The sequence below is a fragment of the Bacillus sp. AK124 genome (assembly GCF_053903085.1).
Window position 1 is genome coordinate 2,701,023 of sequence record NZ_CP096378.1, and the last position, 26,200, is coordinate 2,727,222.

General features: G+C 46.5%; 27 protein-coding genes. 6 read left to right on the forward strand and 21 right to left on the reverse strand.

Annotated elements, in window-relative coordinates; all coding sequences use genetic code 11:
* Nucleotides 1-9: 9 nt before the first annotated feature.
* The 4 genes from ade to M1E06_RS13520 form a co-directional block, all read right to left on the reverse strand.
* Complete coding sequence (ade, locus tag M1E06_RS13505) at nucleotides 10-1,731, reverse strand: adenine deaminase (protein WP_020451238.1); 1,722 nt, start codon at nucleotides 1,729-1,731, stop codon at nucleotides 10-12.
* Nucleotides 1,732-1,858: 127 nt separating this feature from the next.
* Nucleotides 1,859-2,521: a potassium channel family protein gene (locus M1E06_RS13510; RefSeq protein ID WP_020451237.1), complete on the reverse strand. Its 663-nt coding sequence runs from the start codon at nucleotides 2,519-2,521 to the stop codon at nucleotides 1,859-1,861.
* A 63-nt stretch (nucleotides 2,522-2,584) separates the two neighbouring features.
* The gene (locus M1E06_RS13515) at nucleotides 2,585-3,922 is read right to left on the reverse strand and encodes an ATP-binding protein (RefSeq protein WP_020451236.1); all 1,338 of its coding nucleotides are present in this window, start codon (nucleotides 3,920-3,922) and stop codon (nucleotides 2,585-2,587) included.
* A gap of 167 nt (nucleotides 3,923-4,089) precedes the next feature.
* Entirely contained in the window at nucleotides 4,090-4,377 is a 288-nt protein-coding gene (locus M1E06_RS13520) for an AbrB/MazE/SpoVT family DNA-binding domain-containing protein (protein WP_020451235.1), read from the reverse strand.
* A 304-nt stretch (nucleotides 4,378-4,681) separates the two neighbouring features.
* Between M1E06_RS13520 and mreBH the strand changes: the two genes are divergently transcribed.
* From mreBH to M1E06_RS13535, 3 genes are all read left to right on the forward strand, one after another.
* On the forward strand, nucleotides 4,682-5,689 hold the full coding sequence (mreBH, locus tag M1E06_RS13525; protein WP_020451234.1) for a rod-share determining protein MreBH: 1,008 nt from the start codon (nucleotides 4,682-4,684) through the stop codon (nucleotides 5,687-5,689).
* A gap of 73 nt (nucleotides 5,690-5,762) precedes the next feature.
* Nucleotides 5,763-5,894 (forward strand): protein YkpC, encoded by a 132-nt coding sequence (locus tag M1E06_RS13530; protein ID WP_003181378.1) that lies wholly within the window; start codon nucleotides 5,763-5,765, stop codon nucleotides 5,892-5,894.
* Between the two features lie 89 nt (nucleotides 5,895-5,983).
* Nucleotides 5,984-7,216, forward strand: a complete 1,233-nt coding sequence (locus tag M1E06_RS13535; protein WP_023857280.1) for an aminopeptidase — start codon at nucleotides 5,984-5,986, stop codon at nucleotides 7,214-7,216.
* 124 nt (nucleotides 7,217-7,340) lie between these two features.
* Here M1E06_RS13535 and M1E06_RS13540 read toward each other — a convergent pair whose 3' ends face one another.
* Together M1E06_RS13540 and M1E06_RS13545 are read right to left on the reverse strand one after the other, a co-directional pair.
* Complete coding sequence (locus M1E06_RS13540) at nucleotides 7,341-7,715, reverse strand: YybH family protein (RefSeq protein WP_020451232.1); 375 nt, start codon at nucleotides 7,713-7,715, stop codon at nucleotides 7,341-7,343.
* A gap of 56 nt (nucleotides 7,716-7,771) precedes the next feature.
* On the reverse strand, nucleotides 7,772-9,391 hold the full coding sequence (locus M1E06_RS13545; RefSeq protein WP_020451231.1) for an ABC-F family ATP-binding cassette domain-containing protein: 1,620 nt from the start codon (nucleotides 9,389-9,391) through the stop codon (nucleotides 7,772-7,774).
* Nucleotides 9,392-9,563: 172 nt separating this feature from the next.
* Between M1E06_RS13545 and M1E06_RS13550 the strand changes: the two genes are divergently transcribed.
* Together M1E06_RS13550 and M1E06_RS13555 are read left to right on the forward strand one after the other, a co-directional pair.
* Nucleotides 9,564-9,806: a hypothetical protein gene (locus tag M1E06_RS13550; RefSeq protein WP_020451230.1), complete on the forward strand. Its 243-nt coding sequence runs from the start codon at nucleotides 9,564-9,566 to the stop codon at nucleotides 9,804-9,806.
* Between the two features lie 12 nt (nucleotides 9,807-9,818).
* Complete coding sequence (locus M1E06_RS13555) at nucleotides 9,819-10,088, forward strand: hypothetical protein (RefSeq protein ID WP_020451229.1); 270 nt, start codon at nucleotides 9,819-9,821, stop codon at nucleotides 10,086-10,088.
* 45 nt (nucleotides 10,089-10,133) lie between these two features.
* Here the strand turns inward: M1E06_RS13555 and lepB are convergent, their stop codons facing one another.
* From lepB to M1E06_RS13610, 11 genes are all read right to left on the reverse strand, one after another.
* The gene (lepB, locus tag M1E06_RS13560; RefSeq protein ID WP_020451228.1) at nucleotides 10,134-10,694 is read right to left on the reverse strand and encodes a signal peptidase I; all 561 of its coding nucleotides are present in this window, start codon (nucleotides 10,692-10,694) and stop codon (nucleotides 10,134-10,136) included.
* Between the two features lie 163 nt (nucleotides 10,695-10,857).
* The gene (locus tag M1E06_RS13565; RefSeq protein WP_020451227.1) at nucleotides 10,858-12,756 is read right to left on the reverse strand and encodes a PTS fructose transporter subunit IIABC; all 1,899 of its coding nucleotides are present in this window, start codon (nucleotides 12,754-12,756) and stop codon (nucleotides 10,858-10,860) included.
* Nucleotides 12,757-12,769: 13 nt separating this feature from the next.
* The gene (pfkB, locus tag M1E06_RS13570; RefSeq protein WP_020451226.1) at nucleotides 12,770-13,681 is read right to left on the reverse strand and encodes a 1-phosphofructokinase; all 912 of its coding nucleotides are present in this window, start codon (nucleotides 13,679-13,681) and stop codon (nucleotides 12,770-12,772) included.
* Entirely contained in the window at nucleotides 13,678-14,433 is a 756-nt protein-coding gene (locus M1E06_RS13575) for a DeoR/GlpR family DNA-binding transcription regulator (protein ID WP_020451225.1), read from the reverse strand. The genes pfkB and M1E06_RS13575 overlap by 4 nt, the downstream gene beginning before the upstream one ends.
* Nucleotides 14,434-14,698: 265 nt before the next feature.
* Complete coding sequence (locus M1E06_RS13580) at nucleotides 14,699-15,346, reverse strand: Yip1 family protein (protein ID WP_020451224.1); 648 nt, start codon at nucleotides 15,344-15,346, stop codon at nucleotides 14,699-14,701.
* A gap of 252 nt (nucleotides 15,347-15,598) precedes the next feature.
* Nucleotides 15,599-16,792 (reverse strand): ABC transporter permease, encoded by a 1,194-nt coding sequence (locus M1E06_RS13585; RefSeq protein ID WP_048350518.1) that lies wholly within the window; start codon nucleotides 16,790-16,792, stop codon nucleotides 15,599-15,601.
* Complete coding sequence (locus M1E06_RS13590) at nucleotides 16,789-17,481, reverse strand: ABC transporter ATP-binding protein (protein ID WP_020451222.1); 693 nt, start codon at nucleotides 17,479-17,481, stop codon at nucleotides 16,789-16,791. The genes M1E06_RS13585 and M1E06_RS13590 overlap by 4 nt, the downstream gene beginning before the upstream one ends.
* The gene (locus M1E06_RS13595) at nucleotides 17,478-18,614 is read right to left on the reverse strand and encodes an efflux RND transporter periplasmic adaptor subunit (RefSeq protein WP_095323567.1); all 1,137 of its coding nucleotides are present in this window, start codon (nucleotides 18,612-18,614) and stop codon (nucleotides 17,478-17,480) included. The genes M1E06_RS13590 and M1E06_RS13595 overlap by 4 nt, the downstream gene beginning before the upstream one ends.
* Nucleotides 18,615-19,310, reverse strand: coding sequence for a Yip1 family protein (locus M1E06_RS13600; RefSeq protein ID WP_020451220.1), 696 nt, complete (start codon nucleotides 19,308-19,310; stop codon nucleotides 18,615-18,617). It lies immediately after the preceding gene.
* 125 nt (nucleotides 19,311-19,435) lie between these two features.
* The gene (locus M1E06_RS13605) at nucleotides 19,436-21,256 is read right to left on the reverse strand and encodes an ABC transporter ATP-binding protein (RefSeq protein WP_020451219.1); all 1,821 of its coding nucleotides are present in this window, start codon (nucleotides 21,254-21,256) and stop codon (nucleotides 19,436-19,438) included.
* Nucleotides 21,257-21,268: 12 nt separating this feature from the next.
* The gene (locus M1E06_RS13610; protein ID WP_023857282.1) at nucleotides 21,269-23,026 is read right to left on the reverse strand and encodes an ABC transporter ATP-binding protein; all 1,758 of its coding nucleotides are present in this window, start codon (nucleotides 23,024-23,026) and stop codon (nucleotides 21,269-21,271) included.
* A gap of 266 nt (nucleotides 23,027-23,292) precedes the next feature.
* Here M1E06_RS13610 and M1E06_RS13615 point away from each other — a divergent pair, with 266 nt between their 5' ends.
* Nucleotides 23,293-23,670 carry a Rok-like winged helix domain-containing protein gene (locus M1E06_RS13615; protein ID WP_020451217.1) on the forward strand — a complete coding sequence of 126 codons (378 nt, stop codon included), beginning with the start codon at nucleotides 23,293-23,295 and terminating at the stop codon, nucleotides 23,668-23,670.
* A 30-nt stretch (nucleotides 23,671-23,700) separates the two neighbouring features.
* On the opposite strand, the gene moaD is transcribed toward M1E06_RS13615, so the two are convergent.
* The 4 genes from moaD to M1E06_RS13635 are packed head-to-tail and all read right to left on the reverse strand — an operon-like array spanning nucleotide 23,701 to nucleotide 26,190.
* Nucleotides 23,701-23,934, reverse strand: coding sequence for a molybdopterin converting factor subunit 1 (gene moaD / locus M1E06_RS13620; protein ID WP_023857283.1), 234 nt, complete (start codon nucleotides 23,932-23,934; stop codon nucleotides 23,701-23,703).
* The gene (locus tag M1E06_RS13625; RefSeq protein WP_020451215.1) at nucleotides 23,931-24,425 is read right to left on the reverse strand and encodes a molybdenum cofactor biosynthesis protein MoaE; all 495 of its coding nucleotides are present in this window, start codon (nucleotides 24,423-24,425) and stop codon (nucleotides 23,931-23,933) included. The genes moaD and M1E06_RS13625 overlap by 4 nt, the downstream gene beginning before the upstream one ends.
* Nucleotides 24,404-24,931 (reverse strand): molybdopterin-guanine dinucleotide biosynthesis protein B, encoded by a 528-nt coding sequence (gene mobB / locus M1E06_RS13630; protein ID WP_020451214.1) that lies wholly within the window; start codon nucleotides 24,929-24,931, stop codon nucleotides 24,404-24,406. Before mobB ends, M1E06_RS13625 begins: the two co-directional genes overlap by 22 nt.
* Complete coding sequence (locus M1E06_RS13635; protein ID WP_035338847.1) at nucleotides 24,898-26,190, reverse strand: molybdopterin molybdotransferase MoeA; 1,293 nt, start codon at nucleotides 26,188-26,190, stop codon at nucleotides 24,898-24,900. Before M1E06_RS13635 ends, mobB begins: the two co-directional genes overlap by 34 nt.
* Nucleotides 26,191-26,200: the final 10 nt, after the last annotated feature.

The window sequence follows — 26,200 nt, forward strand, 5'->3', positions numbered from 1 at the left end:
TCCGTTTTTTTATGGTTGAATCGGGATATGCCTAAACGCTTTAACATCAAACAAGCCTTCTGTCGTCATTTTAATGTCGGGGATAACAGGAAGCGCTAAAAAAGAAAGCGTCAGAAAAGGATTAAACGCTCCTGAAAATCCTGTCTCCGTTAATGCTACATGAAGAGATTTTAAGCTTTCGTTTACCGTCTCAAGCGGTTTGTCCGACAAGAGGCCGGCAATCGGCAGAGCGACGGATTGAAGCTCCTTCCCTCCTTTTGCAATGGTGAGGCCTCCCCCGATTTCTCCGAGACGTTCAACCGCTTTTAAGATGTCTTGATCATTTGTACCGACAGCGATTAAATTGTGGGAATCATGAGAAATCGTTGTCGCGATGGCGCCTTCTTTTAAACCGAAGCCCCTGACAACGCCGAGTCCGATTCCTTTAACGCCGCGATGGCGCTCAATCACTGCAATTTTCAACAGATCGCTTTCCAGATCCGGCTGAAAAAAAGCGCCGCTTTTCGGCTTGGTCAGGGACAGCTTTGTTTCAAGCTGATTGGGGATAATGTCAATGACCCTGATTTCACTCCCTTGAACGATCGGAATTTCCAGATCATCCTCATGTAAATCAGGGAGATGGACAGATTTGAGCAGAGCAGGTGCCGCTTTGCCGTCCGTCCATTCGCTTTGTTCTGCCCCGCTCCAGATCACGCCGTTGATCATCGTCTTTGAAATGCTGACGTTCTCAAAATCGCTGATGAAAAGGAGGTCTGCGTCATAACCCGGGGCAACCGCTCCCTTCGTCTTTAACCCGAAGCATTCCGCTGCATTGAGGCTGCCCATTTGATATGCGAGAAACGGGTCAAGTCCCTCTTGAATGGCAAGCTTGACCTGATGGTTAATGCTTCCTTCATCGACCAGTTCATCCAAATGCTTATCATCCGTACAGAAAAAGAAGCGTCTCGCATTTTTCTCATTAACCGCAGGCAAAACATGACGTGTATTCTTTGCCGCAGAGCCTTCTCTCAGCATGACGTACATTCCTCTTCTGACCCGTTCAAGCGCCTCTTCAGGTGTCGTGACCTCATGGTCTGTCAGCACGCCCGCCGCTCTGTAGACATTGACGAACCCGGCTGACAAGCCGGCCAGATGTCCGTCGATCCGCTTGTCCGCTTTATGGGCATCCATGAGTTTTTGCACCATATCCGGCTCTCCCGCTTCAACGGCCACATAGTCCATCACTTCCGCAAGCCCGAGCACCTCTTCGCGGCTGTAAAAAGGATGTAAATCCGCAGCGTTCAAAACCGCACCCGATTTTTCAAATGGTGCCGCAGGCACACAAGAAGGGAGCATAAAACGAATGTTCAGCCTTGTCATCTTAGCCTGCTCCAACATGAACTCAAGACCCCTCACTCCTGAGACATTCGCGATTTCATGGGGATCGGTGACAACGGTTGTTACACCGTGGGGAATCACCGCTTTGGCAAATTCGGGCGGCGTCACCATTGAAGACTCAATGTGGACATGACCGTCGATAAAGCCGGGAACGATCATTTGTCCTTCTGCGTCAATGGTATTCTCCCCCTCATAATCGCCCAAACCGACGATGGCCCCGTCTGTGATAGCTATGTCTGTCTTCAACCATTCCTGATTAAAAACATCCATGATCTTTCCGTTTTTAATTACAGTATCCGCTTTTTTGCGATGACTGGCGGCGCCAAGCCGGTGAATGAACATCTCATTGTCCAAAGATATATGTCCCCTCTCATTTTTATATGGATATGGTTCAATATCGTAGCCGAATCGTTTGAAACAGTCAATGAAAAGATCAAAAAAACCGCGGGCTGTGGGGTTCCCGCGGCTGATCGATGGCATTTTAATGTTGAAAAACTTTTTTTTCAAATCTCTCAATGTCAGGATTTGAGCCGATGACGATTAAAATATCGTCTTTTTGAATCTCTTCGGTGGCAAGCGGAGATACGATGACTTCTTTCCCCCGCTTGATCGCGACAATATTAATTCCGTATCTGGCCCGGATATCAAGGTCAAGCAGCGTATTTCCGGCCAGTTTGCCGTTCGCTGCGATTTCGACAAGGCTGTGCTCATCAGAAAGTTCAAGATAATCAAGCACATTGTTGGAGACGATGTTGTGGGCGATTCTTTTTCCCATTTCACGCTCCGGATGAACGATCCGGTCCGCTCCGATTTTGGATAATACTTTTTCGTGATAATCGTTTTGAGCTTTGACGGTAATCATTTTCACACCAAGCTCTTTCAAAATCAGCGTTGTCAAAATGCTCGCTTGAATGTTCTCCCCGATCGCTACAATGACGTGGTCAAAATTGCGCAGTCCAAGGTTTTTCAGCACTGATTCGTCTGTAGTGTCTCCTATCACAGCATGTGAGGCAATTTTGGCGTATTCGTTTACGCGATCTTCATCTCTGTCGATCGCCATTACCTCAAGCCCTTCTTCACTCAATGCTTTACAAATGCTGCCGCCGAACCGGCCGAGTCCAATTACTGCAAATTCTTTTTTCATCGGTAATTCCTCCATGGGTCAATCTGAACAAATTCTATCATATGAAGTGGAATTTTTCCTCTTTTATTTTATCGTTGCGCGGCTGCAGCATCCTTGCTGAATATCGTTCTCTTCGGATGCCGCCCCTTTGTCGATCGGAAGCAGGATGTGGAATGTGCTTCCCTCGCCCAATTCGCTGTCGATTTTCATTTCTCCGTTGTGAGCGCCGATAATATTCAGGCAAATCGTCAGCCCAAGACCCGTCCCTTCTTCTTTCGTTGAGAAGAAAGGCTCCCCGAGCTTTGCCAAATCGGCTTGGGAAATGCCTCCCCCTTCGTCTTTGATGCTGATTTTCACATAGTCACCTTCAACCTCCGAGGAGATCGTGATTTTTCCGCCGTCAGGCATCGCTTCTATCCCGTTTTTTATTAAATTGATGAATACCTGTTTGATTTGATTTTCATCGCCGTTTATTTCCCACTCCTCCCCGTGCTGAAACGCTTTTTCGATCTTAATGTGGGAAAGCACGGCGTTGGTCTCAAGAAGCGTTGCCACCTGCTGAAGAACCGAATTGATGTTGATCTTTTTAAATTGAACCTGGTGCGGTTTGGCCAGTACAAGCAGTTCGCCGAGCACGGAATCGATTCGTTTAATCTCTGAGAAAATAATGTCAAAGTAATCTTTCCGGTCGGGATATTCCGCTTTCATCAGCTGCAAAAATCCGTTTACCGATGTCAGCGGGTTCCTGACTTCGTGAGCGATTCCCGCGGCGAGCTGCCCGGCCATCGCCAGCTTCTGAGACTGCATAGCCAGCCGCTGATTCGACTTGAACAATTCCATCTCCGCTTTTTTCCGTTCCGTCACATCAGTCAGCGTCCCCAAGCTGCTCGTAAATTGACCGTTTTTATAATAAAGTTTATAGTGAACTTCGCCCCAGAACTTGCTTCCGTCTTTGCGATGGTAGAGCACCTCGATCCTGCCTTCAGGCTCCTTGTTCTTCAGCTGGGCGATCAGGTGATTCGAGATCCGTTCTTCATGGTCAAAGTAATCGTTGTACATCGTTCCAAGACTCTCTTCAACACTGTATCCGGTCAACGTTGTCCACGCCTGATTCAAAAATGTAATGTATCCTATCCGGTCCGTCTGAAAGACGATTTCCTGAAGGTTATCCATGATGCGGTTGGTTTCTGAAGAAAGCTCTTTATATTTCTTTTCGCTCTCCTTCAGTTTATAGACAAGCTGATTGGACTCATCGATATAAAGCGTGAGCCACCAAACGCTGATTAATGTCACCAGTGTAAACAGCAGATCAACCGTCCAATTGATTTTATTTCCCAACACCCCATAGAATAAAAAATTCCAAAACATGATAAAAGTCATTGCCAGCACGGTTGCAATGATTCGTCCTTGATATCTTTTCATACCCCCACCTGCCACTTGTATTTCTCAGTCAATTGTAACATTCTTTACACCACATTTGAGAGGATTGTTCGAAGTATTTATCGTCTCTATGGCTGAATTTTTCAGTGACGGCGGTTTTATCTTCTGCCGACGCAAGAAAAAGCCCTTCTGATGAAGGGCTTCAAATCTTATGCTTTCACTTCGTTTAAGGCAGCTTTTATTTCTTCCAAAAGCAATTCGGCCCCCTCAGGACTCAGCGTAATTTTCCCGTTTCCGTACTCGCGGTTTTCAGAAGTGATTTCACCGGTCATCAGGCACACACCGTGCGGTTTATATTTTTTCAGGACAATTTTATCTTGGTCGACAAAGAATTCGATGCTGTCCTTGATCGAAATATCCAAAGCTCTTCTCAATTCAATCGGCATCACGATCCGGCCGAGTTCGTCTACTTTTCTCACAACTCCAATTGCTTTCAAAACTTTCGCCTACTTCCTCTTTGTTTCTATTTTTCTAAGATATTGTCTTAGCATAACGATAGACGAATGAAGACTGAAAAAGGTTTCCCTTATTGAACGTTTCTTTGACAAAAATTCGGTCATAAAAATGAATATTTTTCTCATCATGTCAATATGAGGACAGCATTTTACAGATTGGTTTCAAACTCGTCACAAACCCCCAAAAATCGCCGATCATTTGAGAAAATTTAAATGAAATTCATTTTTTCAGCACGAAGAAAATTTCGTTTTTCGGAAAAATTTTAAATAGAGATTGGGTGAAAACATGTTTCAAACAACCGAGATCGGAATTGATCTAGGCACAGCTAACATATTGGTTTACAGCAAAAACAAAGGAATCATTTTAAATGAGCCTTCCGTTGTCGCCGTGGATACGGAAACAAAGAGCGTATTGGCGGTCGGAACAGAAGCCAAAAACATGATCGGAAAGACACCGGGAAAAATCGTCGCGGTCAGACCGATGAAAGACGGAGTCATCGCCGATTATGACATGACGACAGACCTCTTGAAGCAGATTATGAAAAAAGCCGGAAAGAACATCGGCTTTACTTTCAGAAAGCCGAGCGTCGTCGTCTGCACGCCATCCGGTTCAACCGCGGTTGAACGGCGTGCGATCAGCGATGCTGTCAAAAACTGCGGAGCCAAGCAAGTCCATTTGATTGAGGAGCCTGTCGCTGCCGCCATCGGCGCAGACCTGCCTGTCGATGAACCTGTCGCAAACGTTGTCGTCGATATCGGCGGCGGCACGACAGAAGTGGCGATCATTTCATTCGGAGGCGTAGTCTCATGCCACTCGATCCGGATCGGCGGCGACCAGCTTGATGAAGACATCGTGTCATTCGTCAGAAAAAAATACAACCTGCTGATCGGTGAACGGACGGCCGAAGAAGTCAAGATTGAGATCGGCTACGCATTGATTGACCATGAGACGAAAACGATGGAAGTCAGAGGGCGCGACCTTGTCACAGGCCTGCCGAAAACAATTACCCTGGAATCAATAGAGATTCAGAAGGCGATGCGCGAATCGCTCCTTCATATTATCGAAGCCATCAGAGCGACGCTTGAAGACTGTCCTCCCGAGCTGAGCGGAGACATTGTCGACCGGGGCGTGATTTTAACCGGAGGAGGCGCGCTATTGAACGGCATCAAAGAATGGCTGTCACAGGAAATCGTTGTGCCCGTGCATGTTGCTGCAAATCCGCTCGAGTCTGTCGCCATCGGAACGGGCCGCTCTCTTGAAGTGATCGATAAATTGCAAAAAGCGGCTAAATAATTTTTGTTTTCGCGTCTTTTTTCCCTGCTTCTTTCATATCGTGAGGAATGGAGAAACGATAAGGAGGAAGAACATGCTTAGAGATATGGGAAGACGCCTGGCCATCACCGTTATTTTAAGCGGTATTATTCTCGGGGGGATGAGCATCTCCCTTGCAAACATGCCAAGCTCGCCCCCCGGCCAAACGGCCAAAATCAACCGTTAAAAAAGATGCAGCCTTACCGGGCTGCGTCTTTTTTTCTTTTCAATCAAATATTTGATATGATGTTATGGACAATAAAGGAGGTTTTGCCAATGAATTCGTTTACTGATAAACTGAGCAAATATGCGAAGCTTGTAGCCGAAGTCGGTGTAAACGTTCAAAAAGGACAGAAAGTCGTTATCAACGCGTCAACAGAAGTACGCGATTTTGCACGGCTCCTCGTCAAAAGCGCCTATCAAATAGGGGCAAAAAACGTAACGGTCCGCTGGCAGGATGATGAGGTGACAAGGCTGAAATATGAGCTGGCCCCAGCGGAAGCCTTTGAAGAATTCCCTGAGTGGGAAGCGAAAGGTCTGGAGACGCTCGCTAAGGAAGGCGCCGCTTTTATTTCCATTGTCTCTTCAAGCCCTGATCTTTTGAAAGGCATCGATTCCAAAAAAATCGCGACCCAGCAAAAAGCCGCCGGAAAGGCGATGCATACATACAGGCAAATGATTCAATCGGATAAAGTCAGCTGGACTGTCGTCGCAGCACCTTCACCGGCCTGGGCCAAAAAAGTATTCCCTGACGCAGATGAAAAGACAGCGATGCAAAAGCTGTGGAATGAGATCTTCAAAACGACCCGCGTCGACCGTGAAGATCCTGTCCAGGCGTGGAAAGACCACGATCAAACTTTGCGCGATAAAGTAAGCGTCTTAAACGACAAGCATTACCAAGCCCTTCATTACCAAGCAAAAGGAACAGATTTGACGATCGAGCTTCCTGAGAAGCACCTGTGGGTCGGCGCCGGAAGCACTAACGAAAACGGCATCGAGTTCATGGCCAATATGCCGACAGAAGAAGTATTCACCGCTCCGAAAAAAGACGGAGTGAACGGCACTGTTTCAAGCACAAAGCCGTTAAGCTACGGCGGCAATCTGATCGACGGCTTTCAGCTGACATTTGAAAACGGACGGATCACCGATGTCAAAGCTGAACAAGGTGAAGAGATTTTAAAAGAGCTGATCGAAACGGATGAGGGTTCACACTACTTAGGCGAAATTGCGCTCGTTGCCCACGATTCGCCGATTTCCAAGTCCAATATTCTGTTTTACAACACGCTGTTTGACGAAAACGCCTCAAACCACCTCGCAATCGGCAGTGCGTACGCATTCAACATCGAAGGCGGAAAGCAGATGTCGCGCGAAGAGCTGGCGAAAGAAGGATTAAACGAAAGCATTACACATGTTGACTTCATGATCGGTTCAGGAGAAATGAATATAGACGGAATCACAGCAGACGGAAAAAGAGAGCCGATTTTCAGAAACGGCAACTGGGCGATCTAAAGCCTTCCGCACAAAAGGACCTCAGAAGTTTTCTGAGGTCCTTTTATATCATTTCCGCATGCTGCCAGCCTTTCTAACTTCCGTACATAGATGGAGCTATAAAGCCGTCCAATGCCCCGCCTCCTCATGATTTGGGCAAACTGCTTAAATGTTCATGCTTCAGCTTCCAGCTTCCTGACTCGTCCTTTACAAATACGTTTGTCGCACGGCCTGCCCCTTGAACCGGTTCACCCCTAAAAAACCCTTTCCATTCGTATGTATAAAGACAGACGGCCTGTTCGTCCGTTTCCGTGATCCAACTGATATGACTGGCGCTGTATACTTCGTTTTCGATTTGCTTCCAGGCGTTTTCAAAATAACGCTGAATTTCCTTAACGCCCGAGCACGTTTCATCCGAGAACCAGTACACAGCGTCGGGATGAAGGAGCTTTTTGACATTCTCAAACTCATGTGTGTTTGTTGCTTGAATATATTGCTCAAGAGCCTTGCGGCATGACACGGCAACCATCTCCCTTTTTATAAAAAAACCCGCTTTTTAAGGCGGGTTTTCTATCATTATGCGTAAAGTTCAGCAAGCTTGTCCTGAACCGCTTTGTCTTCCAAAAATTCATCATAGCTCATCTGTTTATCGACGATTCCGTTTGGCGTGATTTCGATGATCCGGTTGGCAATTGTTTGGACAAACTGATGGTCATGAGATGTAAACAGCATAGCGCCTTTAAAGCTGATTAAACCGTTATTCAGCGCTGTAATGGATTCGAGATCCAAATGGTTGGTCGGCTCATCAAGCATCAGCACATTGGCGCCGGACAGCATCATTTTGGACAGCATGCAGCGGACTTTCTCTCCCCCTGACAAAACGCTTGCTTTTTTCAGCACTTCTTCCCCGGAGAACAGCATCCGGCCCAAAAATCCGCGCAGGAAGCTTTCGCTTTGGTCATGCGGCGAAAATTGGCGGAGCCAGTCGACAAGGTTTAAATCGCTGTTTTCAAAATACTCGCTGTTGTCTTTCGGGAAAAACGCCTGGGATGTTGTGACGCCCCATTTAAACGATCCGCTGTCAGGCTCCATTTCCCCGGCAAGGATTTTAAAGAGCACAGTAGCGGCAAGCTCATTCCGGCCTGTAAAGGCGATTTTATCTTCTTTATTCATCATAAAGCTGACCGAGTCAAGCACCTTGACACCGTCAATCGTTTTCGACAGGTCTGTGACAACAAGCACATCGTTTCCAATTTCGCGTTCAGGTGTGAAATGTACGTACGGATACTTGCGCGATGACGGCTTAATATCGTCAAGCGTAATTTTTTCAAGCAGTTTTTTTCTTGATGTCGCCTGCTTCGATTTTGAGGCGTTGGCGCTGAATCTGGCAACGAACTCCTGGAGCTGTTTGATCTGCTCTTCTTTTTTCTTATTGGCTTCCTGATTCATTTTAAGCGCAAGCTGGCTTGATTCATACCAGAAATCATAGTTTCCGACATAAATTTGAATTTTGTTAAAATCCAGGTCGGCGATATGCGTACATACTTTATTCAAAAAGTGGCGGTCATGCGATACGACGATAACCGTATTCTCAAAATTGATTAAAAACTCTTCAAGCCACTGGATCGCCTGAATATCCAAGTGGTTGGTCGGCTCATCGAGAAGAAGGACGTCAGGCTTTCCGAACAGGGCCTGTGCAAGGAGGACCTTCACCTTTTCGGAACCGCCCAAATCCGCCATTTTCTTCGTATGCAGTTCTTCAGCAATGCCGAGGCCTTTTAACAAAATCGCAGCTTCCCCTTCGGCTTCCCAGCCGTTCAGCTCGGCGAATTCGCCCTCAAGCTCTGCGGCGCGGATTCCGTCTTCATCTGAAAAATCGGGTTTCATGTAAATCGCGTCTTTTTCCTGCATGACTTCATAAAGGCGTTTATGCCCCATGATCACGACTTTCAGCACTTCATGCTCTTCATACTCAAAGTGGTTCTGCTTCAGGACGGCAAGGCGTTCGCCCGGGCTCATATGAACCTCGCCCGTCTGAGGCTCGATTTCACCTGATAATATTTTCAAAAAAGTGGACTTTCCGGCGCCGTTTGCTCCGATCAATCCGTAGCAGTTACCCGGCGTAAACTTAATATTTACATCTTCAAACAGCTTCCGGTCCGCAAACCGCAAGCTGACATTTTGAACAGCTATCATTTAAAATCCTCCATCTATACTTCATTAAAAAGAGTATAACACGAAAATTCCGCAAGAGAAATGCTTTGCTTTTTTACGATAAAGTTTTAAAGAAAAATATATCAAAAAAACACTTGTTCACACTTTCTTTGTGACAATATGTTACAATTATTGAAGAATGGGGGAAGGAATAATGAAATTAAAAGATGATCCTGATATCATCAGGTGGATCAATTCAAGGCCGCGCCAAGCGCTTTTCGTGTCAGTGGCCATGGTGATTTCTACGATGTCTATCGGGCTTTTCAAAGGGTTTGATATGTGGACCTCGGACTTTTTGATATTTTCCTGTCTGCTGATCGGCTTCGGCCTCCTTGTGGGATGGCTGCAAAAGATATATTATAAAAAGGTGATATTTGAAGAAAACTCGGATCGTTAGACGGAGGAAGACATGAAGCTTATCACTTTGACGGAATACTGCATGTTTATTTTTTTCGCAGGGGTTTATCTTGCCGTAACCGGCTTTACAGCACGGGATGTGGGCCTTTACATCGGGATTGCCATGATTTACGTGTTCGTTCATATCGCGGCGAAACGAATGCTGTCAAAAAGGGGAAAAGAAGCCGCGGAAATCAGAATCTTATACAGCGTTCTTCTGATTATGGCCTCTGTGTTCGTTACCGTACTGTTTATCGCAGTACTGGCATCATTATCCGCATAAATCAAGCAAAAATGCCTGATTGTCCAAATGGACATCAGGCATTTTTCAGTCTGTTTTTCGGATTTCGTTGAACGGGAAAAACACAAATTGTGAAGTCCCGGCCACTCGTTTTTTATCGATCAGTCCGAGTCCGTTCCGGCTGTCCATCGATCTCTGACGATTGTCTCCCATCACGAAATACTTGCCTTCCGGAACCTTCACAGGGCCGAAATCGCCCGTCAGTTTGACGCCGACTGCTTCCGCCTCTTTTCTGTTTTCCGAAAGATACGGCTCAGACACCTTTTTCCCGTTTATGTACAGCGTGTCGTCTTTCATTTGCACGGTATCTCCCGGCAGGCCGATCAAGCGCTTCACATAATGGACATTTTTTTCATCGCCGTCGATAATGACGATATCTCCCCGCTTAAATTCGCCTACGTATTTAACCGTTTTATAGACGAACAGCCGCTCTCCGTCGTGCAGCGTCGGATCCATTGATGTACCTTCGACTAAATACGGTTCGAATAAAAATGCCCTGATCAATAACGCCAGAACGACTGCGATAATAATGGCTTTTACCCATTCAAAGAGAGAGTTTTTATTTTGGGTGGATTTTTCTTCAGTCAAAACGCTTCCTCCTAAAAACAGTCTGTCACAGCATACATGCAAAATAAAGCTTTCCTATACTTTATCACAAGTTCCTGCCGAATACATAATTCCCGCGTTCACTTCCGGCAAAAACGGTAAAAAAGAAAGTGCCACACAGGGATTACTGTGGCACTTTCAGCACTTATTTTTCAGTTGGAACCGGCTTTTTCAAGATGCCGAGAATGAGAGCCGTCACAACCGCACCAATCAAGATACTGAGGAGATACAGCAGCGCATGGTTCGTCGTAAAGAAGAGAACGAATATTCCGCCATGCGGCGCTTGCAGTGTGACATGGAAAAATTGAGATAAACCTCCGGCAACTGCTGATCCGATGATAGAAGCAGGAATGACGCGCGCCGGATCGGCTGCCGCAAAAGGAATCGCACCTTCAGTAATAAATGACAAGCCCATCACGTAGTTGGTAATTCCGGCTTCGCGATCCCGTTTTGAAAATTTATTTTTAAAGAAAGTCGTTGCAAGGGCAATTCCAAGCGGAGGCACCATACCGCCCGCCATGATCGCTGCGTGAGGTCCAAAGTTTCCAGCTTCAATCATCGCGATACCAAATGTGAAGGCCGCTTTGTTGATCGGACCACCCATATCAATCGCCATCATACCGCCTAAAACAATACCCATTACAACAAGGTTTCCTGTTCCAAGACCTTCAAGCCAATGTGTCATGCCATCCATAATATACTTGACAGGCGTATTGACAACATAATGCATGATGATTCCGGTCAAGAATATTCCAAACAACGGATAAAGAAGGACAGGTTTTAATCCGTCAAGCACTTGCGGCAGACCAGCGAACACTTTTTTCAATAGGACAACAATATAACCAGCCAAGAAACCGGCAATCAGTCCGCCTAAGAAACCGGCGCCGGCTTGCGTCGCCATGAAACCTCCGACCATACCAGGCGCAAACCCCGGACGATCCGCGATGCTCATCGCGATAAATCCTGCCAATACAGCGACAATTAATCCAAGTGCTTGAGTTCCGCCTATAGTATTTAATACAGCTGCAAACTCATTATAAGTGGGATCTCCCGGTTTGGTCGCGTTAATTCCCCAGAAGAATGAAACCGCAACTAAGATCCCGCCCCCGACGACGAATGGCAGCATGTTGCTGACACCGCTCATCAAGTGTTTGTAGAAACCGCCGCCTTTTCCTTTGGCAGCTCCGTCTTCAGAAGCAGATGCAGATGCACCTCCGCCTTTACCCTGATAGATAGGCGCGTCTTGTTTCAGCGCCTGCTCAATCAGCTCTTTCGGACGTCTGATTCCTGCTGTTACAGGTACTTCAATGACATGTTTGCCTTGAAAGCGATCCATTTCAACCTGCTTATCGGCGGCGACGATGATCGCAACCGCATCTTCGATTTCCTGCGCTGTCAGACCATTTTTAATACCGCTTGAACCGTTCGTTTCAACTTTGATATCAACGCCGAGCTCTTTCGCTTTTTCTTTCAAAGCATCGGCGGCCATGAACGTGTGGGCGATCCCTGTCGGACATGCTGTAACCGCAAGGATTTTTCCTTTTGCTGATGGTGCAGATGCTTCTTCGGCCTGCTCTTCTTCTTCATCATCTTTATCATGCTGATTGATGATGTCGATGATTTCGTCTTCGGATGAAGCTTCAAGCAGCTGTTTGCGAATCTCTTCCCTCATAAGCAAAGTCGACAGTCTTGACAATGCTTCCAAGTGAGTGTTATTCGCGCCGTCTGTAGCAGCGATCATGAAAACAAGATGGCTTGGCTGGCCGTCAAGGGATTCATAATCGACGCCGTCTTTTGAACGGCCGAACGCGATCGCAGGCTCTTTAACGCTTGCCGTTTTCGCATGAGGGATGGCAATGCCTTCGCCGATACCGGTGGAACTTTGTTTCTCACGGTTGATCACGGCTTCTTTGTAGCCTTCTTTATCATTCAACTTGCCCGCCTGATCCAAAACGCTGACGAGTTCTTCGATAACGTTTTCTTTCTGGCTGCTCTCAAGGTTTAACTTGATCGTATGCTTCGTTAGTAGCTCTGTTATTTTCATAACCTTTCCTCCTTTAAATCGCTTTGACTTGAACTTCCGGAAGCAGCTTGTGAACGAGCTCTTCCGTTCCCAGCTCCTCTGAAAAGGCGGTTGCGCTTCCTGACGCGACACCTAAGCGAAAAGCTTCTTTGATGTCGAGCTGTTTTTCAATGCCTGCGAGAAAGCCTGCAACCACTGAATCTCCGGCGCCGACTGAGTTCACGAGCTTTCCTTTAGGTACGTTGGCATGGTAGACGCCGTCTTTTGTAAATAAAAGTGCGCCTTCCCCAGCCATGGAAACGATCGCGTTTTCGGCCCCGCGTTCAACGAGTTTCTTACCGTAAGGCACCGCTTCTTCCGCTGAAGTGATGGTTGTTCCAAACATTTCACCGAGCTCGTGATGGTTCGGTTTCATTAAAAGCGGCTTCATTTCTGCTGCTTTTAGGAGTGCCTCACCCGAAATATCAACGACAACCCGGACATTTTGCTCTTCACACTTTTCTGCAATCTTTTCATAGGTGTCCTGCGGCAATGAAGAAGGAATGCTGCCAGCCAATACGACAATGTCCCCTTCTTTCATCGCTGAAAACTGGTCTAAAAAGGCCGCGAAATCTTCTTGGCTGATGACGGGCCCCTGCCCGTTGATTTCCGTCTCATCCCCGGTCTTCAATTTGACATTGATGCGCGTGTCTCCATTCACCTCATGAAAAGCCGTTTCAAGCTTTTCTTCTTCGAGAAATGATTTGATGTACCCCCCGGTAAAACCGCCGATAAAACCGAGAACTTTAGAAGGTACATGGTGTCTGTTCAGTACGCGTGAGACATTGATTCCTTTGCCTCCGGGATATTTCGTGTCATAGACTGAACGATTCAGCCCGCCTACGGAAAATTCTTCAACGTGAACAATATAGTCGACCGATGGGTTGAGAGTTACAGTGTATATCATGTTTTCACTACCTTTACGACAGTTTTTTCTTGATAGTTATCAAATGAATGTTTTGCAGATCCTGCTGTAATGATAGTTGCTTCGTCTAAACCGGCAAAGGCAGAAAATGAAATTTCCCCAAACTTGGAAACGTCAGCTAAAATAAATGCTTTTTTCGCCTGGTTGACAGCTTTTGTTTTCAAAAGCGCTTCTTCAGGATCCGGAGTCGTAAATCCCGCTTCTTTATGAATGCCATTGACGCCGATGAAGCTTTTGTCAAACCGGTATTGGCTGATGGCTGATAAAGCCGAACCGCCCACGATTGCTCCGGTTTTATACTTCACATACCCGCCTAATAAATAAAAAGTAATGCCTTTTTTACCTAATGCCTCAATGTGCATGACTCCATTTGTGACCACGATAATATCCATCTCCGGATCGATAAAATCGATCATTTGCAATGTGGTCGTTCCGGCATCAAGGTAGATACAATCGCCTTCTTCAAGAAGTGAGGCCGCTTCTTGAGCGATTTTTCTCTTTTCATGAAGGTTTTTGGATGATTTCTCTAGCATGTCAGGCTCTGTACGAATATCGGAAAGCCTCGATGCCCCTCCATGAACACGCTTTAAATATCCGCGGGCTTCCAGCGTCGACAAATCTCTTCTGATCGTTGACTCAGATGCGTTCGTTAAATTCATTAAGTACTGGATTTTCACGACATCATGCTTTTCAATCTCGTCAATAATCAACTGATGCCGTTCGGGAGTCAACACATTATCACCCCTTTTGGAAACGCCTTCATTTAGCTTACAATTACATTGTAAACGCTTTTTCGACATAACTCAACAAAAATCTTTCAAATTCATTCAATAACCATCAAAATCTTTCACATTTTAACATATTATCGTGATATGTACCGTTTGTAAACTGTATAAACTATAAAAATCCGCAAAAATATGTGACATTATTATTATCTATTCCTTCAAACACCATTCAGAAAAACCTCATGCTCGCCGCATGAGGTTTTACAATAATGCATCAGCCTAATGAACGTTCTAAAAATACTTGCCATAAGCCTAATAAATAAGACAACATCAGCATCATAATAAATATGACGAAAACGCCGATCCAAGCCGCCCGCTTTGAAGCGCCCGCTGCTTTTTGCAGTCCTACCGCCACCAGCACATACGCCCAGATTGTAAAAACATCAAACATCTCCAGGACGCTCAGAAGAGGCTCTTCGGCCGGAATATATCCATCAAGAGATGAGAACGAAAACGCGATCTCAGAATTCGAAGCATAATACACCAAACCGATGATGACGTCTCTGATAACAGGTACAAATGTGGCAAAGACAGACAGAGACACCATGCAGGCAAAATTGGTGTTTCCGCCGCCTATTTTAGCAATCAGCCACAATACTAAAGCGCTGAGCACGAAGAATATGACAGACTGAAAAACATTACGGGCGGCTTCTAGTCCAGGATCTATATCCAAACCAAGAAACTCACTTAGTTCCCAACAAACAAGATAAACGGAAAAGGCGGATAACGCCAGCACGATGATCATCGGCAGCCAAATTGCGGGCCTTTCTCTCATTCTTTCAAACTGACGGACAGGGCTCGTGATGATACCGAACAGTGACGGTTTTTTTACTTGAGTTGCTGTTTCTATATTGGCTTCCACTCTAAAATTCCTCCTGTAATACCTCTTTCATAACATAATGATCAATTTTTCAGCACTTTTAAGTCTATCATTAATGTAAGAAAAGTATTTTTAAATTTAGTTTAATTTTCGCATACAAAAAAACCGCCTCTAAAGGCGGTTTCAGCGTGTCGACAAACTCTCGCATTCGTTGTCAGGCCTGCTAAGTCGATGCTCATGAGTAGGAGCGGGTGTTTCAAAGTGACGCTTATCGGCTGACGACTATATGCCGCTTTACTCATACCTCAATGCATCAATCGGATGAAGGCGGGCCGCTTTATTGGCCGGGATGAGGCCAAAGATAACCCCGATCGCCATGCTGAACAGGACGCCTCCGAGGACCACCTGCCAGGAAACGAGCGGCGGCCAACCGGCAAAAAACGAAACTAGGGCGGCTCCGCCGTATCCGAGGCCGATGCCAAACACCCCGCCAATCAGCGTGATCAAAGACGATTCTATTAAAAATTGCATCAAAATCTGGCCTCTTGTTGCACCAAGCGATTTTCGAATCCCGATTTCCCTCGTCCGTTCCGTGACCGACACCAGCATAATATTCATGACGCCGATCCCGCCAACGAGTAAAGATATGCCTGCAATTGAGCCGATGAACATCGTCATAATTGTTGTAATCTGGCTGATCCCGGCCGCTATGGCCTCCATGTTCATCACTTCGTACGAGTCCGTGGTGCCGTGATTGTTGTTGACGGCCGCGGCAGCCTGCTTTCCGACGGCTTGCAGATGGTCGGCAGATTCAGCTTGAACGGAGACAGAGTCATAGTCGCTGATGCCGAAGGACGATTTTAACATTGAAAACGGAACATACATCTCATTCATCCCCAACGCAAGCAGCCCGGCTTCTTCTTTTAATACGCCGATGATTTCAACGGGCTGGCCATTGATCCATACGACGCGGCCGAGAGGCGACTGCTGAGAAAAAAGTTCCTCCGCAAGTTTCGGCGAAACGACGGCGACCCTGCTTCCGGCATTGTAATCCTCTTCTGAAAACTCTCTTCCCTTTTCGACTTCCATCGAGTTGATGCTGATATATCCGTCATTAATGCCGTTTACAGCGGCATCCGTTTTTTCATCCCGGAAACGGACATTCATAGACTCGGTAGTTTTCGCAACGACATGCTTCACGCCTTCGAGTGACTTTAAACTTCTGATGTCTTCTTCGGTGAAGCCGGCGTCTAAATAGGCGTTGGGATTGGACGTCAATTCTTCATTGCTGGGCTGATAATAGATTTCGACCGTGTTGCCGGGCCCGCTGATCGTCTGCTTGAGCATTTGCTCTCCTCCTTGCCCCGCTGCAACAACGACAATAACAGAGCCTACACCGATAATGATTCCGAGCATTGTTAAAATCGAGCGCAGTTTATGGGAAAGGATGGAACTTAACGCCATTCTCAAGTTTTCGATGAGATTCATTGCACCGTCCCCCTCCGCTCTGTTTCCGGCGAGACGATCACACCGTCCCTCACCATGATGATCCGGCTTGTATAATCTGCAATCTCCGGTTCGTGGGTGACGAGCACCACCGTCGTTCCTTCCTCATTCAATTCGGTGAATTGCTCCATGATATCCCGGCTTGTTTTCGTATCGAGCGCTCCGGTCGGTTCATCGGCCAATATCAGCTTCGGTTCATTGACGATCGCTCTTGCGATGGCTACACGCTGTTTTTGGCCGCCGGAAAGCTCGTTCGGCAAATGGCGCATTCTGTCCTTGAGCCCGACTTTTTCAAGCGCCCGTTCGGCCCGCTCCCGCCGCTCTTTTCTTGGAATGCCGGAGTAGATCATCGGAAGCTCCACATTCTTTATGGCATTCAGTCTCGGCAGAAGCTGAAACTGCTGAAAAACAAAACCGATTAAACGGTTTCTGACGCCGGCAAGCTCCCTTTCACCATATGATGAAATATCCTCGCCGTCCAGCCTGTAAATACCCGATGTCGGGCGGTCAAGACAGCCGATAATGTTCATGATTGTCGATTTTCCGGAACCGGAAGGCCCCATGATGGACAGATATTCACCCGGCTCAATTTTCATATTGATCTCCCTGAGAACATCAATGGTTTCCCCTCCGATTTGGTAGCTTTTTTTCACGCGGGAAAGCTCAATCATTGAAGCTTCACTTCCGTTCCGCTTTTCATGTCCTCGGCCGGGTTTGCGATAACCCGGTCCTTGTTCGTCAGACCGCCGGTAATTTCAACGACGCCATCTGCTTTCTCGCCGGTTTTGACATTGATCCTTTTCGCCTTTCCGTCTCTGACGACATACACGTATGATTGATCATCATCCTGCTTGACGGCATCTTCAGGAAGAGCCTGAATGGTTCTTTTGTCCGTCTGGATTTTGAGAATCATATTGAAGCCGGGCTTTGCTTTAGGACGCTCCCCTTTTATTTTGACTTCAAACGGATATTGAACAGCTTGTTCCTTTCCTCCCGCAGCACCTGCAGACGCCTCTTCTTCGGGAACCAATCCGACTTGAGAGATTCTGCCCCGCCACTCTTTATTTTGGATGACATCCGATGTGATGGTCACGTTCTGTCCCTTTTTCACTTTCAATGTGTCATACTCTGACAACACACCTTTAACGACAAGCTTGTCCTCGTTACCTATATGTATAACCGGCTTTTGAATATCCGATTGCTTTAAGGCGGCTTGTTTATCAGCGGTGATCACTGTCCCGTCAATGCCGCTTTTTACTTGCAGCGCTGCAGATTTTTTCGCGAGCGTTTCCTTTTGCAGGTCGGCTTGTTTCAGCTCAAGCTGAAGCGATTTTTCTTCCATTTCAAGCTGGGACCGTTCGTCATCCATTTGCCTTTTGGCTTTTTCCGCACCCAGCTCAGCCTTCAGCTCGTCTTCCTTGCTTTTTAGGCTGCTGATTTTTCGCTTTACCTGTTCAAGCTGGAGTTCCTTCGATTGAATGGATAACGCATTCTGTTCTTTTTCCAGGCGAATTTCTTCGTTCGTATAGGTGAAAAGCACATCTCCTTTTTTCACCTTGTCGCCTTCTTTTACTTTGACGTCGGCAATTTTCCCTTTTTCTGGTTCAAAATATTCGTATTGTTCGTTGGCAAACTTTAGGGTGCCCGGAACCATGACTTCAGAAGAAATCTCTCTCTCTTCCAATTTGACGGTTTGGACCGCTGTTTCAGCCCCTCCGCCCGTTTGCACCGAGCGGTAGAGGTTGAGTCCGATAAAAAGCGCAGCAGCCCCAACAATGATAATGCCGATCCATATTTTTTTCATTTACATTGCTCCTTCAAATGTATCGAAGAAATTCCTCGCGATTCCGCCTGTTAAAGCGAGCAAAATGGAGATCACAAATAAAATGATCACACCGGTCCAAGCCGCTTTTTTGGAGATGCCCCCAACCTTTTGGAGACCCAGTGCAACCAGTGCGAGCGACCAGATGGTGAAAATATCAAATACACCTAATACCGATTTGAGCGGCTCGTCTGCCGGGATGATGCTGCTTAAAGACGTGATGGCGATCGTGGGATCAATATTTGAATAATAGATCACAAGCCCGCCTATGAATTGCCCGATAGCCGCAATAAAATATGTAAAAACAGACAGCGAAAACATGTGAACAAAATTGGTTGTTCCTCTTCCGATTTTGACAATCAGCCAATAGATTAAAGCGCTGATCAGCAAGGCAATCACAAAGCCGATGATCCCGCCGATGATCCCGCCGATGATCCCGATTCTCTTCATAGTGGCTTCAAATGTTTCATCATCTCCCGGCATTTCCGACAAATCGGTAGATAACACCGTTTTTTCGCTGAGCATATACGCGCCGGTAACCGACAATAATAAAACAATAACAAGCGGAAACCAGACAGCCGGCTTTTCTCTCATTCTCTCAAACTGTTCTCCGGGATGGGTAATCAATCCGAACAATGACGGATTTTTTACTTTTTCAGTTTCTAAATGCGTTTCCATATGTATCCCCCTTAAAAAATGAATTACCAGTTTATACGCAGAATCATCTAAAATGTTTCACCTCTGTTTTCTCAAAAAAACGCCCCGGCCGCATTTCAGAATATGCGGCCGCGGACAGTTTCAGTTTAGTTTCGCTGAAACATTTGATACTGCGCTTTCACCAGCTCATAATACATTCCACGTTTTTCGATTAATTCCTGGTGATTTCCTTCCTCTATTTTCCGGCCGTGGTCAAGAACCAGGATTTTATCCGCATCCCTTATCGTTGAAAGCCTGTGAGCGATCATAATAGCCGTTCTGCCATGGAGCAGGGTTTTCAATGCAGCCTGAATCTTGACTTCCGTTTCTGTGTCAATACTTGCGGTTGCTTCATCAAGGATCAGAATGCGAGGGTCTGCCAGGAGCGCCCTCGCGAATGAAATGAGCTGCCGCTCACCTGCCGATAATACATTGCCGCGTTCTTCCACTTCTGTGGCGTATCCATTCGGAAGCGCTGAAATAAACGAATCGGCCCCGACAGCTTTTGCTGCTTCGATCACTTCTTCATCGGCGGCATTCGGACGGCCAAAACGAATATTTTCCATAATCGTTCCGGAAAAAATAAACGTATCCTGCAGCACGATGCTGATTTGCGAACGAAGATCGGAAAGCGAGATATCGGTAATCGGTATTCCGTCCACTTTGACAGTCCCGCCTGTTGCATCGTAAAACCTGCTGATCAGATTCGCGATCGTCGTCTTCCCTGATCCTGTATGTCCGACAAGCGCGAGCGATGTTCCCGCCGGCACCTCAAATGAAATGCTGTGCAGCGCCTTGCGATTCCCGTCATAAGAAAATACCACCTGTTCAAATTCGATCCGGCCTTTTAATTCTTTAATTTTGACCGCATCTTCCTTGTCTGCGACACTCGGTTTTTCATCCAGAAATTCAAATATCCTCTCTGACGAAGCCATCCCCATCAACAGCTGGTTGTAGACTTGGCCGAGCCTTGAAATCGGCTCCCAGAACATTCCGAGATAGAAGGCGAATGAGACAAATACACCGATCGTAATCGTTTCATTGATGATTAAGCTCGTGCCGTACCAGATTAAAATAGCCGTCCCGACGGCGTTTGTCATTTCTACAAGCGGGCGGAATGTCGCATTTTTTTTCGTCGCTTCCCGCCAGGCTTCAAAGTTTTCGCTGTTGACGCCTTCAAAATACATCATATTCTCTTTTTCCTGCGTAAATGCCTGAGTGACCCGGATGCCTTGAATGCTTTCATTCAAATGGGAATTCAGTTTGGACTGCTTTAAGCGCACCTTTTGCCAGGATCGTCGGATTTTCCTTCTGAGATTGGTTGAAATGAAGAACATAACAGGCAGCGTCACCATGATGGCGATGGTCAGCTCAGGACTGAGCGAAAACAGAATGACGATAATACCGAAGAGGAGCAGGATATCCATCAATAAATTGATGACTCCGCTCGTAAATAATTCCTGCAGAGAATTGATGTCATTCATGATCCGGACAAGGATGGAACCTGCCGAACGCTCATCGAAAAAGCGATGCGACAGCCGCTGAACATGCGTAAATAAATGCTGTCTGAGATCATAAATGACATGCTGGCCAAGCTTGTTCATCCAGCGGATTCTCAACACATTGCTAACATAATTGACAAGATATAATCCACTGATGACGGAGATCAGAATCGCAAGAAGATTCATATCCCGGCCTGCGATTGCTTTGTCGAGCGCATAGACGCCGATCAAAATCGGCACCGTCAGCCGGATCGCCGCCGAGATCATGACCGTTAAAAAGGAGAGCGGCAGCAGATTTTTTCGGTAAGGCTTTAAATATTTGAGCAGCCTCCACATCTGCGCCCAGTTAAAAGGCTTTTCAATGATTTGGTCTGAAGTATAAAAAAACCGGTTCATCAATGTTTGTTTTTTCGCCTGATTTTCCATAGCAAGAGCCTCCTATCCTGCAAAATGCGGCTCATTCAACACATTTTGATCTTTATACTGCAAATCAAAAATCCGTTTGTATAAACCGTTTTCTTCCAATAATTGTTCGTGTGTTCCCCTTTCCTTAACAACACCTTTATCGAGCACAAGAATTTCGTCGGCATGCTTTAAGGATGAGATTCTGTGAGCGATGATGAACGTCGTCCGATCCCGCATCACTTCCCGCAATGCAAGCTGAATACGGTGCTCCGTTTCCATGTCAACGGCACTCGTCGAATCATCGAGGATGAGAATGCCCGGGTTCAGACAAATCGCCCTCGCAATCGCGATTCGCTGTTTTTGGCCACCGGACAGTCCGAGCCCCCTCTCGCCGAGCATCGTATCGTATTGGTTCGGAAGCTCCATGATAAAATCGTGCGCCTGAGCTCTTTTCGCGCTTTCGATGATCTCTTCCATTGATGCATCAGGATTTCCATAAGATATGTTTGATCTGATCGTTGATGAAAATAAAAACGATTCCTGCGGGACGACGCCGATATTGGAGCGCAGCATTTTTAATGAGTAGTGTTCAAGCGGCTTGCCGTCGATCATGATCCGGCCGGATGTCGGCTCATAAAAGCGGCTCAGCAGTTGAATGATACTGCTCTTTCCTGACCCCGTCGCACCGATTAACCCGATCGTTTTGCCGCGCTCGGCTTGAAAAGACACTCCATGCAGTGCTTCAGCGTTTTCTTTTGTATATTGAAGGGAAACATCGCTGAATACGACATCGCCGTTCAGTCTGCCGTTTTTCACCGCATGTCCGCTGTCGGTGATTTCCTCTTTGGCATCAAGAATTTCCAGCAGCCGCTCTCCTGATGCTTTCGCTTGTGAAAACAGGTTGATGACATAACCGAGGTTCATGATCGGCCACATTAAGTAATTGACAAGACTGAAAAAAGCGACAAGCTCCCCCGGTTTTAAGCTGTTTTGCATCACGAGCCAGCCGCCGAACGACAACAGGGCAACGAGGCAAATATTGCCGATAAACTCCATCAGCGGAAAGAATTTAGACATGATAAACGAAGCGTTTAAGTTTTTATTTCGAAAATGGTCATTTGAATGAGTAAAGTTTTGAATCTCAAAATCTTCTTTTGATAAAGATTTAACGGTATTCATGCCGCTGATATTTTCCTGAACTTTCGTATTTAAACGGGCGAAAGATTTTCTTATGTTCCGAAAAGCCGGATGCACTTTTTTATCAAACCTGTAGACAACCGCTCCTAAAAACGGCAGAGAAGCAATCGTTACCAGAGTCAGCGGCACAGAATAAGAAAACATGACAGACAGACTGAAGGTGACAAGCAGGATAAAGCGAATCGCCTCAGCAAAACCGAAAGATAAAAAGAATCTGATGCCTTCGACGTCAGCCGTAAGCCTCGACATTAAATCTCCCGTTTTAGCGCTGTCATAATACTTGAACGGCAGACGCTGCAACTTCGCATACAGCTCTTTTCTTAACCGGTAGACCGAGCGGATTCCGAACATATCTCCAAGATACTGATGAAAAAAAGTAGCTGCGCCCTTCGCCGCCATGACAGCAATGAACCCGAGGCTGATCCATATGACCAAACCGTACCTTCCGCCGAGAATCACTTCATCAATTGTCATTTGCAGAATAATCGGGTAAACAACAGTGATCGCCGTCATCAGAAGCATCGACACAAGCGACCACAAGAACATTCTTTTATAAGGCCAATAAAAATCTTTTAGTTTTTTAAGGGACTCCATTTGCACCAGCACCTTTCCAATTCATGTAAAACAAGGACACATCATCTAATATATCGGTTTGCGAAATAAAATTCCACCGATTTCACAAAATTCAGACTTATTATGGAGTTTTCCTCCTTCTTCCGCTTGAAATAAATCCTTTTTAAAATGTGACAGTCAATAAAAATTAGTTTCTTGTTGGCAAAGGAAATTTTTTGATGAATGAAGGAAGATGATGTAAAATAATAGAAAATGTTATCAAATTATGAATGACGGAGTTGATTGCAATGGCGAAAAGAGAGGCTTTAAAAAAACAGCTTCTCCTCTTAGGTGAATTGGAACAAAAAATCTGGAAGGACTTCCGGAAAGAACGCGAAGGGATTTACGCAAGGTTAGGAGAACTTGACAGACAAATCCAGCGACATAGACGTTCCACTAAAGAGTATTATGCAGCACATTGCGTAGACATTATTAAACAGCAAAAAGGAAAAATTGTAACGACAAAAGAACTGAAAATGAAACTGAAAGAAAGAACCAATTTTAACGTTCACCGTATTAGTGAGCTTTATGACTTGATTCAAAAATTAGAACCAAACATTTCGAAAGAACGGCGCGGCTGTTTTATTTATCTGGAAAACGGTTCGAAAAAAAACGTCGGTCGGTAACAGGCTCTATGCCTGAACCGACCGACGTTCTCAACCTCCGCTGACCGGGGGAATAAGAGCAACCGTATCTCCAGACTTAACCTCACTGTTTCCTCTTCTGTACACTTCGTTGACAGCGATCATCGCTCGGTCCGTCCCCTGAAGATTGTAAGTTTCTTTTAAAAACTGTCTGATGTCGTCTGTTGTCGTTTTTTCTTCATCTATATCAACGCTCTGCGCACCCGCTTGTTCGGCAAGCTGGGCAAACAGTAAAATTTTAATCAAAGGTCAGCACCTCTTTTTCTGTCGGAAGCCGCTGCTTCCAAATCTGGTTTCCCTTCCGGGTATTCAGTTGTCTCAAGCTGGTCGCCGATCCAAGTCTCGCCGTCCTCCCAATGTTCTTTTTTCCAAATCGGCACAATTTGCTTTATCCTTTCGATCGCATATTCGTTCGCTTCATATGCCGCTTTCCGGTGAGGTGACGACACCGCGATCACCACGGCCGCGTCGGAGATGTCCAGCCTGCCGATGCGATGGGTAATCGCTGCAGCTGTACCAGGCCATTTTTCATTGATTTCTTTCCCGATCTGAGCAAGCATGCTGACCGCCATTGGAACATATGCTTCATATTCGAGATAGAGTGTCTTTTTTCCATTTGTCCATTCTCTCACTGTTCCAATAAACGTCGTGATGGCACCGGCTTCCCTTTTTTCAACTTTTTTGACGATATCTTCGATGACAATCGGCTCTTTTGTTATAACAAATCGTTCAGACAAACGCCTTCCTCCTTTAGATGATTCAGAATAAAAGCCACGGCGCTCGGGTCTTCAATATGAAAGGATGGAACATCCGTTTTCGGCTCGCTCTTTTGATAAATGACGGCGATGATGCCGTCCAATTCCTCCAAGAGCTGACAGTCCGCTTCGTTTCTGACCATGACAACTTTTTGATATGGCGCATGTTTAAATCCTTCGATGAGAAGACACTGAACCGCTAAAACTCCATAAGCGGCAATCAGTTGATCAAGCGTCCACTCGCCGCGCGCCCTCAGCTGAAAAACGCCTGCTCCTTCGACGCCGGACGCAGCCGCTCCAGCCCGAAAAAAGCGGTCGGAATCCTTTCCCTCGGCGAAAACATCCGGTTCTCCTCCATGTCCGTGGTGTTTCAGGCAGCCAATCTTGACTCCGAGCTGACCGAGCTTTTCCGCTAGTTTTTCAACGAACGTCGTTTTGCCGCTGTTTTGGTACCCTACGATCTGGAGGATTGGAAAATGTGCGGCCACAGCTCTTCACTTCCGTTCTCATCCCGGTATAACAGAACATGCACTCTTGCCCCGGCCTCATAGCCTCTCGTTCCGCCCGGCAAAACCATCAGCGCATTGGCATCTGCCAGCGACGTGACGGCGCTTGATTTATCCAGGCCGACAGGCTCCGCATGAAGCGCCCCGTCTTTAATGGATACAAACGAGCGGACAAATCTTGTAAACGGATTAGGCTTTGGAAAATCCTTGCTTAAAACCGCTTCTGCACATAAAGAATACGGCTTTTGATGATGCAGCCAGGTGTGGAGGGACGGCTTGACAAACAGCTCAAATCCAACGAAGCAGGCTGACGGGTTCCCGGAGAGCCCAAACAGCAATTTGCCGTTTAATTGAGCAACAGTCGTTACACTTCCCGGACGCATGGCCACTTTATTAAACAGGACCTCGGCCCCGAGCTTTTCGTAAATTGCCGGCAGAAAATCAAAGTCCCCTACGGACACCCCTCCGGTCGTAATCAGAAAATCCACCTTGTCCAAAGCTTTTTCCACCGCTGCAAAGCTTTCGTCAAATCGATCAGAAATCTTCCCTAAATAAAGGGGGGTTCCGCCTGCTTCTTCAACCTGGGCGGCCACCATGCCTGCATTGCTGTTGCGGATTTTTCCGGGAACGAGGGGATCGCTGACATTCAGGAGCTCCGTTCCGGTGGCAATGATGCCTACCACAGGCTTTTTGACTGCAGGTACCACTGCATATCCGAATGTTGCAAGCAAAGCGACAACACCCGGCGTGATCCGGGTTCCTTTCTTCACAAGCACTGATCCTTTTCTCGCATCTTCTCCGGTTTTTGAAATATTTTCTCCCGGCTCCAATGAGCGTTTTAACACCATATAGTTTTTACCGTCTTCTGAGTAGGTTTTCGTCAGCTCAAGCATGACTACCGCATCAGCGCCCTCCGGAATCTGCGCTCCGGTCATAATTCTGACAGCTTGAAAAGGACCGAGCGTTTTACCTGACACGGCTCCGGCTCCAATGTGATCAACCACCTCGAATTGCAGCGGATTTTCCCGTGAAGCACCGGCGGTATCGCAAGCTCGGACAGCAAAGCCGTCGTACGGCGAACGGTCAAAAGCGGGTACGTCGTGATCAGCCTTTACATCTTCGGCTAAAAATCTATGGAGACTCTCCTCAAGATGGATCCACTCTGTATCTCCCTGCTTCCAGTGCCGAGAGACACGCGCAGCGGCTTCAAAAACTGGAATGGGCGTTCTTTTTTCAATCATTAAAAAAACC